We start from the raw sequence: 15,810 nt of genomic DNA, 5'->3' as shown, positions 1-15,810 counted from the left end.
TACGCGCAACCGAAAAAAGCGACGGTTTGCACTGCACTTTTCGCGAATATCGGCCAAAAACAGTGCCAACTATGCGAATTCGCTCAGGTCAGGTTGTCCACAACCCGTTCCAAGCGTCGAAAATGAGTCGAACGGGAGAGGGCTTGCGTCCGTTCTTCGAACCAGGGATCAACAACAAGATCAAGGTCCTCAAGAGGATGGCCTACGGATTCCGGGACGACGAAGACTTCTTCCTCAAGATCCGAGCCGCTTTCCACGGAGATGGGAGATGAACCAAAAAAGGCGCCTTCCCCGTCTGCGAGGAAGGCGCAACCGTTGAGGTGTGACGTGTCTTACACGCGGTGGGCAGGAATATTTTTGGCTTCCTTCTGCCGCGTGTAATCTGATGTTCCGTTCTAGGTCGCCTTCCCGTGGGTCGATGACGTGGAAAATCTATGGACATCGTTGGGTCGCGTCTATCGTAAAAAGTTCGAGAAACACCTAGAAATTTTTCTAGGCGGATCGGAGCCCGATTCCAGTGGCGCGCACCCGCGAAAGCGGTCATGATGTCTTCCCCGATACGTTGTTCGGAATATCCATGCCCCGCTCCCCAAAAAGCCTTCAGGAACGGTTTCTGCTGCTCCTGAACACCCTCCTGCAGGGTCCGGTCGAGTTTCTTATCCCCGAGCTGAAAACGGCGGACGAGGACGATCGCTTCCGCAACTACGTCCGCGACATCAACGTTGCGTTTTCGAGGTGGCTGCTCGTGTGCGCGGTCGGGGCGATCATTCTCTTCGCGCCGACCGACCGCCTGCTGTATGGGGACGACCCCGAGACCCTGCACCGATTGCACCAGTTCCGTCTCGGCGCGCTGGCCGTCAGTCTCCTCGGCTACGCGGTGAGCCGTTGGTCGGGGTTTCGCGAACACGTCACCGAGATCGGCATGGTGCTCGGCGTCATCTCCATGGCGGCCGTCGGGTATTTCGTCGGGCAACTCGGTGACTTGAACACCCCCTGGTATTACGGCCTCTACCTCGTTCCCTTCGGCACTTACCCGTTCTTTGTCGGGTTGTCCGAGCGCCTCGGCCTCACGGTGCTCTTCGCCGTCTCGGCCCTCGTCGCCTACTTCCTCCCCTTCCCCCAATATCTGCTGCACCCCCACGTGCCGGTGAGCCTGGTCAACATGGCCTTCGCGTGTGCCGTCGCCACGCTCTCGGGCCATGCCATCTACTTCCTGATCCGCCGCGACTTCTTTCTGCAGCGACGCATCCGCGAGACGAACGAACGGCTCGAGGTCATCGTCGCGGAGCAGACGGGCGACCTGCGCCGATTGACGGCAAAGCTCGAAACCGCGTGCGAGGAAGAGCGAACCCGAATCGCCCGCGACCTGCACGACGAACTCGGTCAGAACCTGTCCGCGGTGCGCATCGAGGCCGCCCTGGCACGCCGGCACGCCGACGAAGACGCCGACGCCCGCCGGGCGCGGCTTGAGCACATCGAGTCGCTCATGGCCGAGACCATGCGCGTGGCGCGGCGCATCGTCTCGGAACTGCGACCCCGCGTGCTCTCGGACTTCGGGCTGCCCGCCGCGCTCGAGTGGCTCGCCAAAGAGACCCGCGAGAGGACCTCGCTCGATGTGCGTCTGACGATGCAGCCGCCCGATCCGCAGATCGATCCGGAAAAGTCGATCGCCGTGTATCGTATCGTGCAGGAGTCGGTGAACAACGTCATCCGCCATTCCGGGGCGACACGGGTCGATCTGGAACTTCGACTGAAGGACAACGTCTTCGAGGCGCGGATCTGTGACGACGGGGTCGGATTGCCGGCGATCGAGCACCGCCCGCCCGATTCCTACGGCATCCTCGGCATGCGTGAACGCGCGCAGATGATCGGGGGACGCCTCGACATCGTCTCCGCGGCCGGCGGAGGGACGCAGGTGCGCGTTGTGGTGCCGATTTCCGAGAGTTCCTCCATGTCCGAAACAACAAACGGGGCTCCGTCATGATTCGCGTATTTCTGGTCGACGATCATGTGATCGTTCGCGAAGGCATTCGCCGCCTGATCGAGGACTGCACCGGCATGACCGTCGTCGGCGAGGTGTCCAGCGGCCGCGAGGTGCTGCGCCGAGCGGAGTCCGAGTCCTGGGACGTGCTGGTGCTCGACCTCTCGCTGCCCGACATGAACGGAACCGAGGTGCTCAATCGCGTGCTCGAGATCCGGCCCGCGCTGAAGGTCGTCGTGCTCTCCATGTACCCCGAGGACCAATACGGACTGCGTTTGCTGAGCATGGGCGCGTGGGCATATCTGTCGAAGGACCGCCCGCCGGAGGAACTGCTCGACGCCATTCGCCGCGTCGCGTCCGGCCGCCGATACATCACGGACTCGCTCGCCGAACTCGCGGCATCGCCCCAGCGAGGCCAGGGCGCCCCGCACGAGCACCTGACCGATCGCGAGTACCAGGTCTTCCTGCTGCTCTTTCACGGCAAGAGCCCCGCCATGGTCGGCGAGGAGTTGAAGCTGATGCCGAGCACCGTCAGCACGCACATCAAGGCGATCAAGGCGAAGCTCGGCGTGCAGACGCTCGCGGAGATCGTTCAGTACGCGTTTCGCGCGGGGATCTCGGAGTAGCGACGGTCAGTCGTCGTCGCGCGCCGATTTGCCGCGCCAGCGCCGCAGCCACACCAGCCAGCGCGGGGCCTCCGACGCGCCGATCCAGTCCTTGTGCACGAAATACAGCAGCATGACGGCGGCCGTGAGCGCCATCAGCCCGACCGAAAACAGATAACCGAAGGGCCAGCCGAGCTCGGGCATGTTCCAGGCGTGAGATCGGTCGAAGTTCATCCCGTAAACGCCGGCGATGAACGTGAGAGGCAGGAAGATCGTGGAGATCATGGTGAGCATCTTCATGATCTCGTTTCGCTGGCGATCCTCGGTGAAGTGGAAAAACTGAAGAAGCCCCGCTGCGGTTTCCCGTGAGTGCTCCGTCCGGTCGATGATCTGCGTCGTGTGGTCGTGGCAATCGCGAAGGTGGAGTTTCGCGTCCTTTCCGAACATGCCCTTCTCGTCGCGCATCAGGGCATAGACGACCTCTTTCATCGGCCAGGCAAGTCGCCGAATGACGACCAGGTCGCGCTGAATGTGGTGAACGCGCTTGAGGATACGTTCGCTCACGCGGGCCGTCAGTCGGTCTTCCAACTCGTCGAGTTCCACGTCGAACTCGTCGAGCACCGGGAAATAGCCGTCGATGATCTTGTCGAGAATCAAATATGCGAGAAAGTCGGGGCCGAGTTTTCGAATCTTCCCGACCCCCGCACGCAGCATCTCGACCACCTGGCTGAACAGCGGGTGCGGTTTCTGGACGTGCGTGACGAGAAAATTGCGACCGAGATAGAGGCTCGCCTGCATGCCCCCGATCTCGCCGTCTTCCCGGTTCAGGATCCGAGCGACGATAAAGTACCCGTTCTCGTAGTCCTCGACCTTGGGTCCCGCCCGCGTGTGGACCACGTCCTCGATCGCGAGGTCGTGAATGCCGAAGAGCTGGCCGACCTCTTCGTACAGATCCTTGCGCTCGGAGCCCTCGGTGTGCACCCACGTCACCCCTTTGGGCGCGGGGCAGTGGGCGAGGTCGCGCACCTCGTCGAAAACGCGGTGATCGCACGTCGACGCATCAAAGATCGTCACCCATCCGCAGGCGGGGCCGGCCGCGTCGCCCGGTTCTCCGCCAAGACCGTCGAGATGGACGCCGGACATCGATCCTCCCGGGTTCGCGCGCGTTCGCGTGCGTTCTTGTGCGTTCTTGTGTGCGCGAACATTAGCACCAACCCCCACGCGGCCCAAGGCCCGGCCGCCAAGGCCCGGCACAGGCTCACACCCACCGGAAAAGAGGCCGACGTTGACAATCGCCGGGCGCGCCCTCTAGAAACCGCCCCGGAAGGGGCGGTATCTTCGAACGATCATGACGGCATACGTGCTCATCGCGCTGACCGTGTTGCTGGTCGGTCTGGGCGTGCTGGAATCCGTCCGGCACAAGCGCAACCTCGCCCGCATCCCCGTGCGCATTCACGTCAACGGCACGCGGGGCAAGTCGAGCGTCACACGCCTCATCGCGGCGGGTCTGCGAGAGGGCGGCCTCGTCACCACCGCCAAGACGACCGGCACGCTCGCGCGGGTGATTCTGCCCGACGGACGCGAGCTGCCCGTATATCGTCCGTCGCGGGCGAACGTCATCGAGCAGGTGCGCATCGTCGATGTCGCCTCGGCCTACAACTCCAAAGCGCTCGTCATCGAGTGCATGGCGCTCCAGCCTGAATACCAGTGGCTTTCGGAATACCGTTTCGTCCGCGCCACGCACGGCGTGATCACCAACGCCCGCGCCGACCACCTCGATGTGATGGGGCCTGACGAAGACGACGTGGCCTGGGCGCTGTGCGGCATGATCCCGCCCGGCGAGAAAATCTTCACCGCGGAGCGCCGGCACCTGCCGATCATCGCCGAGGCGGCGCGCGATCGCGGCGCGCGGCTCGTCGAAATGCCCGAAGCGGCGGCGCGGGAATTGACCGACGACGAGATGGGCCGATTTCGCTACTGGGAGCATGCGGAAAACGTCGCGCTCGCCCTGCGCGTGTGCGAAGACGTCGGAGTCCCCCGCGACGTGGCGCTGCGCGGCATGTGGAAAGCGCAGCCCGATCCCGGCGCGATGACCGAACACGAACTCGCGTTTTTCGGCAAGACGATCGTCTTCGTGAACGGATTCGCCGCAAACGACCCCGAGTCGTCGGAGCGGATCTGGCGCATGGCGCTCGGGCGATATGGTCACCTGAAAACGAAGGTGCTCGTCTTCAACTGCCGCGGCGACCGCACCGACCGATCGAAACAGCTCGGAGCGGCCTACGCCGAATGGCCGCAGGCCGATCAGGTCGTGCTCATGGGAGAAGGCACGTACGTCTTCGCCCGCGAGGCGATGGAGGCGGGCGTGGACGGCGCGCGCATCGTCTTCGCCGAGGACCACATGACGCACGAGATCTTCGAACTCGTCGTCGGGCTCGTCGGCCGCACGGGGCTCGTCATGGGTCTCGGCAACATCGGCGGACAGGGCCTCGACCTCGTCTCGTATTTCCGCAATCGCGAGATCCCAAAGGGGGACGAATGAGCGAGCTGCTTCCGCTTTCCATCGGGATCGGCCTCGTGGTGAGCCTGCTGTTCACCGAACTGTTCGGCGTCGCCGCCGGCGGCATGGTGGTGCCCGGCTACGTGGCGCTCCAGCTCACGCGCCCGCTCGACGTGGCCGTGACGATCGGCTCCGGCTTCGTCGCGTTTCTCATTGTGCGCTCGTTCGCTTCGTTCACCGTCGTGTTCGGCCGGCGACGCACAGTGCTCATGATCCTCGTCGGCTACCTGATCGGGATGTTCCTGCGTTACGCGAACCTCACCAAGGCGTCGGGATTCGATTTCGAGGTCATCGGCTACATCATCCCCGGCCTGATCGCGATCTGGTTCGACCGGCAGGGCGTGGTGGAGACGCTCTCGTCGCTGCTCACGGCCTCGGCGGTCGTCCGGCTCCTGCTCATCATTTTTGTCGGAACGGAGCTGTGGACATGAAAAAGATCTACTGGCGTCCACACCGCGTTTCGCGTCTCGAACTCGCCGTCATCGCCCTGCTCGCGCTGGCGGGCGTCTTCGCCGTCGAGCGATTTCTCGTGCGCGAGCAGCAACCCATGTACAAGGAAAAGCTCGAGGCGGCGCACCTGTCGCGAAACGCCATGGCCGCGATCAAGGCCGAGCGCGCGCGGCGCAACTTGAAGATCGACCCCGAGACCGACCCCACCGAGTCCGGCATGGTCGGCGACCTCATGACGCCGCTCACGACCAACACGGGACACATCACGGCGAAGCAGACGTCGATCAACGCCAACTTCGCCGCGGTGATCGTCGATTTCCTGCGGCGCGCGGGCGTGAAAGAAGGCGACACCGTGGCGTGCGGGTTTTCGGGATCGTTCCCCGCGATGAACATCCACACCCTCGCGGCGATCACGGCGATGAAGCTGCGGCCCGTCGCCATCTCCAGCGCGTCGGGGTCCCAGTGGGGCGCGAATATCCCGGGCCTTCTGTGGATCGACATGGAAAAGATCCTCTACGATCAGGAGATCTTTTCGTTCCGTTCCGTCGCCGCGTCGCGCGGCGGCGTGGACGACCGCGCGCTCGGGCTTTCGAAGCAGGGCAAACAGATGCTCGACGACGCGATCGAACGCAACGGCCTGATCGCGATTCGCGAAGCGTCGTACGCCGAGAGCCTCGAACGACGCATGCAGATTTACGAGGAGTACGCCGCGGGCGCGCCGATCAAGGCGTATGTCAATGTCGGCGGCGGCGCGATCTCGGTCGGCACCTCGGCCGGCAAGCGCATGTTCAAGCCCGGCCTCAATCGCACCGCGCCCTCGGGAGCGCCGCTCGTCGATTCGGTGATCGGCCGCTTCGCCCTTCGCGGCGTGCCGGTCGTCCACCTCGTCAACATCGACCAGATCGCCGATCGTCACGGTCTGCCGAAACAACCCACCACGACGCCCGCCATCGGCGAGGGCAAGATTTACTACAAGCTCGTTTACCACCCGTGGCTGCCCTGGATTGTGCTCGGCGGCATCCTGCTCGCGATGGTCGGATTCATCCGCACCGACTGGGGCTTCCGGCTGCTCCGAACCGGCGGCACGCCAAAAAAACGGCAGCGTCCCGAGCCGATGATCTGAAATCGAATTCGTGAACACATCCCGTCTTCGCCGGCGCGAATGTGTTATGATGATCCGCCATCGACCTAAATGTCCGGTGAGACGGAGACAGCATGCGTTCGCGGCGCGCCATCGTCTTCGCGCATATCGGTTTGTTGATGCTAGCCTGCGCGTGCGCGGGCGACGATGACGATTCTGCGCCCGACTCTGCCGATGATGTTGACGACGACTCCGATCTCGATGACGACGCGGATGGCGATGACGATGCGGACGACGACGCCGTCGATGACGATGCGGAGGATGATGACGGTGAAGACGACGACTCCGATCCTCCGTGCCACGATCCGTTGACCCCTCCATTGGGCTATCAGGACTACGAGGCTCTATGGCTCGTCGCGCGCGTCCTCGATCCCTCCTCGCCGGTCATGGCCGTGTACGCGTTCTTCTGGGCCGACTGGTTCGCTGTCGACGGCTGTTCCTGGTCGGCTGTCGAAGCCGTGCTCTTTCTTCGCGATGACGGGAGCGGCGAGACGATTGCGGCGGGCGGAAAACGCCCCGATTGGGAGTTCACGCAGACGCCAGGGACGCGTTATGACACGCGCGCGGGCGATTTGATCCACGCCCGGGCGATGCCCGGCGATTCCGACGCGTGGCGCATCGACATCGCATCCGACGGGTTCGACGTCGCGATCGACCTCGACCTGCGTCACGTGCTCGTCTGGTCGAGCCGCTACCTGTCCTGGTTCGACGCCGACGCGGGCGTGAGCGGCCACGTCGAAGGCGAAGAATTCGAGTCGGATGCGCACGCCACGCTCGAGCGATGGTGGGACATGGGCAGTCTGAACCCCATGAACGGCGAGACCGACGTCATCCGCGGGTGGTGGCTCTATGCCCCCATGCATTGGCGCGCGGCGGATGGGACGCGGGCCTCGACCCTCGTCTGGCTATGGCGCGGATTCGCGGGTGATGTGGAGGTGACGGTGCGCGACGACGGCGCGGCGAGCATCGGCGACGCGCGCATCGACATCGACACGGCCGAGATCGACGTGGACTTTCCCGAAAACGACGGCGTCGAACTCAACCGGTACCGGTTGTGGGGGAACCTGGCGGACGGGCGCGCTTACGAATACGAGGCGTCCGTCGTGCGGCGTTATCGCGACGTCTATCCCGACGGCTGGGCAGACTTCGAGACGCCGGAGTACGTCGAGACGCACGATCTGGTGGAGGGAACGCTCCGCGTCGAAGGCGAAACCTACACCGGCGGCGGCGTGCAGGAATGGCACGTCACGCGCGACAATCCCCTGCCGCCGGAGCGGACCCCGTTGCCGCCCGAATGACGTTCAGCGCCGCGCGAGGTCGACGCTCAGCGCCGCACGAGATTGATCGCGATATTCGGCCCCATTCCCTGCACGTACGCGAGATGCACCCACAGCATCGCGAGGGGCTCCAGATAGCGCGCGACGCGCAATTCGCCGGCATCGATCGGCTCGAAACCGATCTCCGCGGCCATCGAGGCCACGATGGCCTTCGCCTCGGCGTCGTCGCCGCAGACGAACATGGTAATCGCGTCGCCGTGGTAATCGGGATGCGCCATGTTCATCGAGCCCGTGGTGCTGAAGCACTTGACGACCCGGGCGCGGGAGGCGTGCTCGGCCACCTGCTCAGCTCCCGACGAGTGGGTGCCGACCGAAAGACCCGACATGCCCGCCGCGATGGGGTTCGTGCAGTCGATCACGATCTTCCCCTCTAGTCCGCCCGTCGCGTCGATCGCGTCGATCGTTCCCGCCCACGGCGTGGCCAGCACCACGATCTCGGCGTCGGCGGCCGCCCGCGCGATCGTCTCGACACGAAAATCGGGCCCCATCGTCGCGCGCAAGTCCGCCAACCGACTCGACTCCGGATTGCGCGCCGCGAACGTGACCTCGTGGCCCACCTGCGTGAACCGGCGCCCCAGCGTGCCGCCGACATTGCCGCTGCCGATGATCGAAATGCGCATCGCCAATCCCCCCGGTCGCGCAGCGCGCGAATCGCCGAGAGCATGCCTCAATCGCTCGCGAAGAAAAAGCGTCGTCCGCCCGGCGACCAAGATCCCGAAGCTTGATCGTAAATAATTAACGCACGTCATTTACGAGGTCCGCTTTTCGGGATATGGGCTGAATCGTGCAATCCGTCGCCGAAAACCGTCCCGATCCTTTCTCGCCGCTGGTCGACCGGCATGGCCGCGTCTTCACGTACCTGCGTCTTGCGGTGAACGAAAAATGTAATCTGCGCTGCGCGTATTGCATGCCCGAGGACGGCCTCGCCCTTTCGCCCGAAGCCGACCTGCTCACGGCGGATGAGATCGCGCGGATTGTCGGCGTCGCGGCGGCGTGCGGCGTCAGCAAGATCCGGCTGACCGGCGGCGAGCCGCTGTTGCGCCGCGACCTCGCGGACATCGTGCGCCTCGCAGCGAGGACGCCAGGGGTCGAATCGGTCCATCTGACGACCAACGGCATGCTGCTCGAACGCCATCTCGACGCGTTGCGCGACGCGGGACTCACGGGGATCAACATCAGCCTCGACTCCCTCGATCCCGCGCGATTCGAGACGATCACCCGCCGCCGGGGCGGCGAAGTCGTGCGCGAGGCCGTGCGGGCCGCGCTTCGCTCGGGCATCGGATCGGTCAAGCTCAACGCCGTCGCGCTGCGCGGTCTGAACGACGATCAGTTCGGCGATTTCGTCGAACTCACGCGCGACGAACCGCTCGGCATCCGCTTCATCGAACTCATGCCCTTCGACGACCACCAGATCTGGAAGACCGGAAGGTTCCTCAAGGCCGACTGGATCGTCGATCGCCTTCGCACGCTCTACCCGAATATCCAGGCCGCGAGGGGGTCTTCCACTGAGCACTTCGTGTTCCAGGTGCCCGGCTATCGGGGCAAGGTTGCCGTGATTCCCTCGTACACGCGCGACCTGTGCGGCACGTGCAACCGCATCCGCATCACCGCCAACGGACGTATCCGCAACTGCCTGTATGCGTCGCGGGAGTTCGACCTGCGCGAACTGCTGCGCGCGGGAGCGAGCGACGCCGATGTGGCCGGGCGGCTGCGCGAGGCGATGCTCGCCAAGGCCGCGGACGGCTGGTCCGCCCAGCACGACCCGGGCGAGTCCCGCGTCGCATTCGTGCGCACCAGCATGACGCAGATCGGCGGTTGAGCGATGCGCGCACCGCTATTCGTAGACGACATCGCCGACGCGCACGCCCTGGACCAGAAACACCTCGCACGCCCCGGCGCCGTCGTCGTCGCGCGCGCGGCTGGACTTCCAGAAGATCTCGCGCCCGTCGTGGGTGCCGTGCAAATCGACCAGATGCCCGTCGAGGCGCACGACCTGCCCTTCGCGCAGGCGAGCGACGGCGCGCCGCACGTTGTCGCTCGCGGCGATCACATGCGTGTTGGCCGCGTGCGTCATGACGTAGTTGGGCGTGAACGGCGAGCCGGGCGCGGTGCGAAAGTGCGTCCAGCGCATGTCCTGTTCAAACTCGACCTTGCCCCGAAGTTCCTGCACGGCCAGATCGCCCCACATGAGACACACGTCGATCGGCGCGACCTGCGCCTGCCACCCGCTGCCCTTCGAGTACTTCTGCGTACCGCAGATCTTCGCGTCGATGCGGTAGCTCGCGACGTTCGTGGCGACGACCTGTCCGCCGTTCCAGGCGAACGACCACGTCGAGTCCGAATCGGCCGCGCCCTGGACGGGATCGCGGGTCGGATCGATTGCGTCCATGTCCGTCGACGGAACGCCGCGCGGAGCGGTCATGGCACGAACGCCCGCCCAGATTCCACCCGCGGCGGCGGCAACGATCAGCAGATAGATCAGATTGCGCAAACCTCATTCTCCAATCGCAGTCCTTCTTCGGTTTATCAGCAGGAGCCGCGACCGTGAATATCCGACTTCGCTGTTTTTCGCACATCAAGTACGCGCTCGGGCGCGACGAATTGACACTCGAGTTGCCGGACGGCTCGAGCGCGGGCGACCTGATCGCGCGCGTCCGCGAAATGGGCGGCGCGGCGCTCGCGTCGATTCCCGTGCGCGCCGCCGTCAATCAGATGTACGTCGATCCGGTCGAAGTGCTTCACGACGGCGACGAGGTCGCGCTGATTCCGCCGGTGCAGGGGGGCTGAATGATCCGCATCGTCATCACGCCGGACCCGATCGCCGCGCCGCCCGCCGACGACGCGCGCACCGGCGAGGGATCGGAACTGATTTTCCACGGCCGCGTTCGCGACGAGGAACACGGCCGCCCCATCGTGGCGCTGGAGTACGAGCACTACGCCGGGATGGCCGAGGCCGAACTCGAAACGCTCGCGCGCGAAACCGTTGAGCAGTTTCGCCTTGCCGACCTCTCCTGCACGCACCGCATCGGGCGCATTGGCGTGGGCGAGGCGAGCCTTCAGGTCATCGTCTGGTCGAAGCACCGTGCCGAGGGGCTGAACGCGATGGGCCACTTCATCCGACAACTCAAGCTGCGCGTGCCGATCTGGAAGTGGGCGGCGACGCCGGATGGGGAGCGGTTCCCGTCGCACTGCAACCACGAGCACGACGAGGACTGACGCGCGTCGAGTTCCGACGCCGATCCGCGATTTTCTGACAATTCGCATGGAGCGCACGGGCGGGTTCGCTACACTCCGGCAATTGGCCAACACCACACACTGCGGCAATTGGCCAACACCACTCGGAGGGAGCACGGATGAACGGCCTCGCGACGCACAGGCGCGGCAATTTGATCTGGAACCTGCTCATCATCGCGGCGGTCGCCGCGACCGCGATGGCGGCGCTCACCGCCGGATGCGGCGGCGATGACGACGACGATGACGACAGCACGTCCGACGACGACTTGGATGACGATACCGACGACGATGCGTCGGACGACGACGCGGCGGATGACGATACGGGCGACGACGACAGCGACGATGATGACGATGCCGACGACGATGCCGATGACGACGCGGACGACGACTCCGGCGGAAATATCGTGGAGGTGACGATCGACGGCTTCGACATGAGCCCCGACGCCGTGACCATCAACGTGGGCGACACGGTGCGCTGGACGAATCAGGACGGTGTCAACCACACCGTGACGAGCGGCGAGCCCGGAGACCCTGACGGCGAATTCGACGAGACGGTTCCCAAGAACGGCGGCACCGCCGAGGTCACGTTCAACTCGGCGGGCACGCGGACCTACTACTGCAAGCCGCACTCGGGCATGATGAACGGGTACGAGGTCATCGTGAACTGATCGCGACCCTGACAACGCTCAACGGCGCTCCCCGCGGGGCGCCGTTTTTGTTGCTCCACTGCCGCATTCCGTTTACAAACAGCCGCGATGACGATTCCCGAATTTGAGATGGCGACGTATGCAGACGACGCCGCGCTCGTCTCGGCGACGCGTTCGGACGGCTTCGCGCGCGTGCAGGTGCGGAATCCGGATCGCGTACGCGTGGTGCTGGGCCGCGGGAGCCGCGCCGACATCGAACTTCAGCTCGACGCGTGCCGCGCGGACGGCGTCGAGATCGTGCGACGGCCGGGCGGCGGCTGCGCGGTTGTGCTCGATCCGGGCAACCTCACCGTCGCCATCGCGCTGCCCGTGAGCGGAATCGGCGACAATCCGCGCTGGTTCGCCAAGATCACCGCATGGATGATCGGCGCGCTCGCGGACGCCGGCGTGCCGGGCGTCGACACCGAGGGGATTTCGGATCTGGTGATCGACAGGCGCAAGATCGGCGGGTCGTGCATTCACCGCGCGTCGGGCGTGCTGCACTACGCGGCGTCGCTGCTCGTCGCGCCGGACGTTTCGCTCATCGAGCGCTACCTGCGCCACCCGCCGCGCGAGCCGAAGTACCGCGCCGGGCGCGCGCACCGCGATTTTGTCGGGTCGATCGAAGCGCTCATCCGGCGCGAACTCGGCGCGGATTTCGCGGCCGCGTTGGAACGCGCATTGCGCGCGCGCGTCGGATCATCCTGAAGCGACGTCTCTGTCCAACGCCGTGCGAACGGCGCTGAGCAGGTCGTTTTTCGAAAACGGTTTCGACACGAAGACGATGCCCGGATCGAGCACTCCGTGATGAACGATGGCATTTCCCGTATAACCGGACATGTAGACGACGCGCAGATCATGGACCTGCCGGGAAAGATGTGAATAGAGGTCTTTCCCACTCATGCCCGGCATGACCACATCGGTCAGAAGAAGATGAATCGTCCCATGGAATCCGGAGGTCAGATCCAGCGCGTCTCTCCCGTTCTGCGTGTCGAGCACCTGATAGCCGCCCTGCATCAGCATGCGTCGCGCGAGTCCGCGAACCATGTCCTGATCCTCGACCAGCAGAACGGTTTCGTTTCCCCCGAGCGTGCGCTGCGCTTCGACCATTTCTCCGGTCGCCTCGCACTTCTCCGATCGCGGGAAGTAGATGCGGAATGTCGTTCCCCGCCCCGGTTCCGAATACACGTTGACGAATCCGTTGTGCTGCTTGACCACGCCGTACACCGAGGCCAGTCCGAGCCCCGTTCCCCTGCCGCGCTCCTTGGTCGTGAAAAACGGCTCGAAAATCCGGTCCCGCACCTCCGGCGGCATGCCGATCCCCGTGTCGCTCACCGCGAGCACGACGAATTCGCCGAGTTTGACGTCGGGTTGGTCGCGACAATAATCCTCGTCGAAAACGTGGTTGGATGTCTCGATGGTCAGCCGCCCGCCGGTCGGCATGGCGTCGCGCGCGTTGATCGCGAGGTTCGCCAGAATCTGATCGATCTGCGCCGGATCGGCCTCCGTCTTCCACAGGTCGGGGACCTCGACGAACGCGATCTCGATGTCCTCCCCGATCAGGCGACCGAGCATTTTCAGCGAACTCGACACCGTTTTGCCGAGGTCGAGGACACGGGGTTCCAGAATCTGTTTTCTCGAAAACGCCAGGAGCTGCTTCGTCAGATTTTTCGCGGTCTCCGCGGCTCGGACGATCTCGTTGAGATCGTCGCGAATGGGGCTGTTCGGATCGAGGGCCAAATGGATTAATTCCGCGAATCCGAGAATCACCTGAAGCAGATTGTTGAAATCGTGCGCCACGCCGCCCGCCAGTCTTCCAACCGCTTCCATTTTCTGGGAGTGGACGAGCTGGTGTTCCAAATTCGAAGCCCTGGTCTTGGCCGCTTCGTTCTCCAGGGCGATGCCCGTAACCTCCGCGAGCAGCAGGAGCATGTCGATGTTCGAAGAGTCGCCGCACCGCGCATGGGGAACTCCCGAAAACGCCAACGCGCCCGAGAGCTTTCCGGCGACGAGGACCGGCAGAACGACGGCGGAGTCGACATTCAGTTTCAGCATCAGTCTCCGAAGATCCTCGAAGTCTCCGTCCGTCTGTCGCGCATCCGGGATATGGATGGAGTCGCCCCGTGAGATGTGCTCCAGCGACCGGGGAAACCGCGCCAGCGGAATTCGTTGCAATTGTTCCTTTTGCGACGACAACCCTTCCGCGCACCACTCGTTCGTATTGCTCATGGTTCGGTCTTCGAGATCGAACCGGTACAGGCCTCCCCGCGCGGCGCCGCAAAGAGTTCCGATCTCCTCCAACGTCCGGTCGATCGCGCCATCGAGCGATGTTTGCGTCAGATAGCGCTTCGCCGCGCGCGAGATGGCGGCTTCGACCTCCAGTTTGAACGACTTCGTTTCCTCGGCCCGCCGTCCGTCCGTGATGTCGTGCGCGATCCCCTCGACGCACTCCACGGCGCCGTCGCCGCGAAAGACGGGAACCTCGAGGACCTCCAGCCATCGCGGGCCGCCCTCCCTTGCCAGGATCTCCAGAACGTACGGCGGCTGGCCGATTCCCGCGATGCTCCGCTCGGTGAAACGCTCCACCTCGATGTTGACGGGGTGGTCCGTCAGAAAGGTCCGAAAGTCGGCCAGGAACTCGCCGGGCGAATAGCCGAGAACATCCTCCACGGAAGGGCTGACGTAGGTGAAACGTCCGTCCGTGCCGTGCCGATAAAAGAAGTACTTCTGGCGCAGCCCCTCGACGAGCCGCTGATACTTCGCCTCGCTCCGGCGCATCTCCTCGTCGGCCAGTCTCGCTGCCGTCTTCAGGCCATCCTCTTCGGTCAGATCCTCCAGCACGACGATCAACGCGGCGGACTCGTCCCCGGACAAATTCGCCCGCGCGGCGGTCATGCGAACGGCTTTGGCTCCCCCGGCCGTTGGCCAATCGAAACGTCGGCCCCGCATCGATTCGCCGGTGGCCAGAACGTCGTTCAAGCTCGCGGAAAGGTCGACCGATGACACGATCGCCCGTTGCGCGTCCGCGGCGGCCGCGCCGGTTTCGTTCGCGAGAAGGTCCCGAAAGGTGTCATTCGCACGAACGACCGCCAGATTCTCGTCGAGAAGGACGACGCCCAGCGGCAGACTCTGCGACAGCGTTTCCGCATGCCGACGCCGTTGCTCGAGACGATCCAGCAGCACGGAGATGTGCTTGGTCATCGCATTGAAGGCGTCGGCGAGATGGGACAGTTCGTCGTTCGTTCGGTTCGTCACGATGACGGAGAAGTCGCCCGCGGACGCCCGCCGGGCCGCGGCGGCCGTTTGCAGCACGGGTCCGACGATCCGGCGCGACGCGTAACGGAATCCGAGGAAAACGAGAATCCCGTTCGCGAAAGCGAACGCGACCGCGAGCGTTCCGAGCACCGCCCGGGCATTTGCGGTTCTTCCCCGAAGCGATTTTGCGAGGGCGTCGGCGCGATCGGCGAAATCGTCCAGCCGCGCTTCCACGGCCACGGATGCATCGTACGCGCCCGGGCGCCCCGTCGGACTGCCGACGATGGCGTTCAGGTTCGGTCGAATGCCTTCATCCCACAATCGCGCGAGCTCTTCGTTTCGGTCCCAGTATGGCCGCGCCAACCGGGAAACCGCTTCGCCTTCCACGATTCCGCCGTCGCGAAGCGCGCGCAGAACTCGGTCGAACTCCTCCATCGCGGTTTTCAGTTGCCCGCCTTTGCCGCAATGCGAGGCCTCGGCACAATGCGACCAGTGATTCAATCTCACCGACAAGGTCGCAAGATGTCCCACCAGGTATGCGTGTTCCGGCGCCGAACGCGT

Annotated in this window: 15 protein-coding genes and 1 pseudogene; 12 read left to right on the top strand and 4 right to left on the bottom strand. The window is 64.5% G+C overall.

The annotated features are described in order from the left end of the window. Window positions 1–164: 164 nt before the first annotated feature. From IT350_06240 to IT350_06230, 3 genes and pseudogenes are all read left to right on the top strand, one after another. Window positions 165–272, top strand: a pseudogene (locus IT350_06240) (transposase). Window positions 273–577: 305 nt separating this feature from the next. Further along, window positions 578–1,984, top strand: a complete 1,407-nt coding sequence (locus IT350_06235; GenBank protein ID MCC6157634.1) for a sensor histidine kinase — start codon at window positions 578–580, stop codon at window positions 1,982–1,984. Next, the gene (locus IT350_06230) at window positions 1,981–2,607 is read left to right on the top strand and encodes a response regulator transcription factor (protein MCC6157633.1); all 627 of its coding nucleotides are present in this window, start codon (window positions 1,981–1,983) and stop codon (window positions 2,605–2,607) included. The genes IT350_06235 and IT350_06230 overlap by 4 nt, the downstream gene beginning before the upstream one ends. 6 nt (window positions 2,608–2,613) lie before the next feature. Here IT350_06230 and corA read toward each other — a convergent pair whose 3' ends face one another. Continuing rightward, window positions 2,614–3,729, bottom strand: a complete 1,116-nt coding sequence (gene corA / locus IT350_06225; protein MCC6157632.1) for a magnesium/cobalt transporter CorA — start codon at window positions 3,727–3,729, stop codon at window positions 2,614–2,616. Window positions 3,730–3,934: 205 nt separating this feature from the next. On the opposite strand from corA, the gene pgsB reads away from it, so the two are divergent. From pgsB to IT350_06205, 4 genes are all read left to right on the top strand, one after another. Continuing rightward, on the top strand, window positions 3,935–5,128 hold the full coding sequence (gene pgsB / locus IT350_06220) for a poly-gamma-glutamate synthase PgsB (protein MCC6157631.1): 1,194 nt from the start codon (window positions 3,935–3,937) through the stop codon (window positions 5,126–5,128). Next, window positions 5,125–5,577, top strand: a complete 453-nt coding sequence (gene pgsC / locus IT350_06215) for a poly-gamma-glutamate biosynthesis protein PgsC (protein MCC6157630.1) — start codon at window positions 5,125–5,127, stop codon at window positions 5,575–5,577. Before pgsB ends, pgsC begins: the two co-directional genes overlap by 4 nt. Beyond that, entirely contained in the window at window positions 5,574–6,719 is a 1,146-nt protein-coding gene (gene pgsW, locus IT350_06210; protein ID MCC6157629.1) for a poly-gamma-glutamate system protein, read from the top strand. Before pgsC ends, pgsW begins: the two co-directional genes overlap by 4 nt. 92 nt (window positions 6,720–6,811) lie before the next feature. Continuing rightward, window positions 6,812–8,035: a hypothetical protein gene (locus IT350_06205; GenBank protein ID MCC6157628.1), complete on the top strand. Its 1,224-nt coding sequence runs from the start codon at window positions 6,812–6,814 to the stop codon at window positions 8,033–8,035. Window positions 8,036–8,061: 26 nt separating this feature from the next. Here IT350_06205 and IT350_06200 read toward each other — a convergent pair whose 3' ends face one another. Next, window positions 8,062–8,694: an NADPH-dependent F420 reductase gene (locus tag IT350_06200; GenBank protein ID MCC6157627.1), complete on the bottom strand. Its 633-nt coding sequence runs from the start codon at window positions 8,692–8,694 to the stop codon at window positions 8,062–8,064. A gap of 164 nt (window positions 8,695–8,858) precedes the next feature. Here IT350_06200 and moaA point away from each other — a divergent pair, with 164 nt between their 5' ends. Then, on the top strand, window positions 8,859–9,893 hold the full coding sequence (moaA, locus tag IT350_06195; protein ID MCC6157626.1) for a GTP 3',8-cyclase MoaA: 1,035 nt from the start codon (window positions 8,859–8,861) through the stop codon (window positions 9,891–9,893). A gap of 15 nt (window positions 9,894–9,908) precedes the next feature. Here the strand turns inward: moaA and IT350_06190 are convergent, their stop codons facing one another. Then, entirely contained in the window at window positions 9,909–10,565 is a 657-nt protein-coding gene (locus tag IT350_06190; protein ID MCC6157625.1) for a hypothetical protein, read from the bottom strand. Window positions 10,566–10,618: 53 nt separating this feature from the next. Between IT350_06190 and IT350_06185 the strand changes: the two genes are divergently transcribed. From IT350_06185 to IT350_06170, 4 genes are all read left to right on the top strand, one after another. Next, complete coding sequence (locus IT350_06185) at window positions 10,619–10,861, top strand: MoaD/ThiS family protein (protein MCC6157624.1); 243 nt, start codon at window positions 10,619–10,621, stop codon at window positions 10,859–10,861. Beyond that, window positions 10,862–11,290, top strand: coding sequence for a molybdenum cofactor biosynthesis protein MoaE (locus IT350_06180; protein ID MCC6157623.1), 429 nt, complete (start codon window positions 10,862–10,864; stop codon window positions 11,288–11,290). Window positions 11,291–11,427: 137 nt separating this feature from the next. Further along, window positions 11,428–11,976, top strand: coding sequence for a hypothetical protein (locus tag IT350_06175; protein MCC6157622.1), 549 nt, complete (start codon window positions 11,428–11,430; stop codon window positions 11,974–11,976). A gap of 108 nt (window positions 11,977–12,084) precedes the next feature. Next, window positions 12,085–12,702 carry a hypothetical protein gene (locus IT350_06170; protein ID MCC6157621.1) on the top strand — a complete coding sequence of 206 codons (618 nt, stop codon included), beginning with the start codon at window positions 12,085–12,087 and terminating at the stop codon, window positions 12,700–12,702. Here the strand turns inward: IT350_06170 and IT350_06165 are convergent. Then, window positions 12,694–15,684, bottom strand: coding sequence for a response regulator (locus tag IT350_06165; GenBank protein MCC6157620.1), 2,991 nt, complete (start codon window positions 15,682–15,684; stop codon window positions 12,694–12,696). The two genes, IT350_06170 and IT350_06165, sit on opposite strands and share 9 nt — an antisense overlap. Window positions 15,685–15,810: the final 126 nt, after the last annotated feature.

It is taken from the genome of Deltaproteobacteria bacterium (genome assembly GCA_020845895.1).
In the GTDB taxonomy this organism is placed as follows: domain Bacteria; phylum Lernaellota; class Lernaellaia; order JACKCT01; family JACKCT01; genus JADLEX01.
Note: the sequence above shows the minus strand (reverse complement) of the source record. Positions and strands in the feature narration are given on the sequence as shown.

What these genes read in the sequence shown, in the direction of transcription:
- pgsB (MCC6157631.1), top strand. Translation starts at nt 3,935, where the DNA reads ATGACGGCATACGTGCTCATCGCGCTGACCGTGTTGCTGGTCGGTCTG.
- IT350_06180 (MCC6157623.1), top strand. Translation starts at nt 10,862, where the DNA reads ATGATCCGCATCGTCATCACGCCGGACCCGATCGCCGCGCCGCCCGCC.
- IT350_06175 (MCC6157622.1), top strand. Translation starts at nt 11,428, where the DNA reads ATGAACGGCCTCGCGACGCACAGGCGCGGCAATTTGATCTGGAACCTG.
- IT350_06165 (MCC6157620.1), bottom strand. Translation starts at nt 15,684, where the DNA reads ATGGAGGAGTTCGACCGAGTTCTGCGCGCGCTTCGCGACGGCGGAATC.
- IT350_06205 (MCC6157628.1), top strand. Translation starts at nt 6,812, where the DNA reads ATGCGTTCGCGGCGCGCCATCGTCTTCGCGCATATCGGTTTGTTGATG.
- IT350_06170 (MCC6157621.1), top strand. Translation starts at nt 12,085, where the DNA reads ATGGCGACGTATGCAGACGACGCCGCGCTCGTCTCGGCGACGCGTTCG.
- corA (MCC6157632.1), bottom strand. Translation starts at nt 3,729, where the DNA reads ATGTCCGGCGTCCATCTCGACGGTCTTGGCGGAGAACCGGGCGACGCG.
- IT350_06200 (MCC6157627.1), bottom strand. Translation starts at nt 8,694, where the DNA reads ATGCGCATTTCGATCATCGGCAGCGGCAATGTCGGCGGCACGCTGGGG.
- pgsC (MCC6157630.1), top strand. Translation starts at nt 5,125, where the DNA reads ATGAGCGAGCTGCTTCCGCTTTCCATCGGGATCGGCCTCGTGGTGAGC.
- IT350_06235 (MCC6157634.1), top strand. Translation starts at nt 578, where the DNA reads ATGCCCCGCTCCCCAAAAAGCCTTCAGGAACGGTTTCTGCTGCTCCTG.
- pgsW (MCC6157629.1), top strand. Translation starts at nt 5,574, where the DNA reads ATGAAAAAGATCTACTGGCGTCCACACCGCGTTTCGCGTCTCGAACTC.
- IT350_06230 (MCC6157633.1), top strand. Translation starts at nt 1,981, where the DNA reads ATGATTCGCGTATTTCTGGTCGACGATCATGTGATCGTTCGCGAAGGC.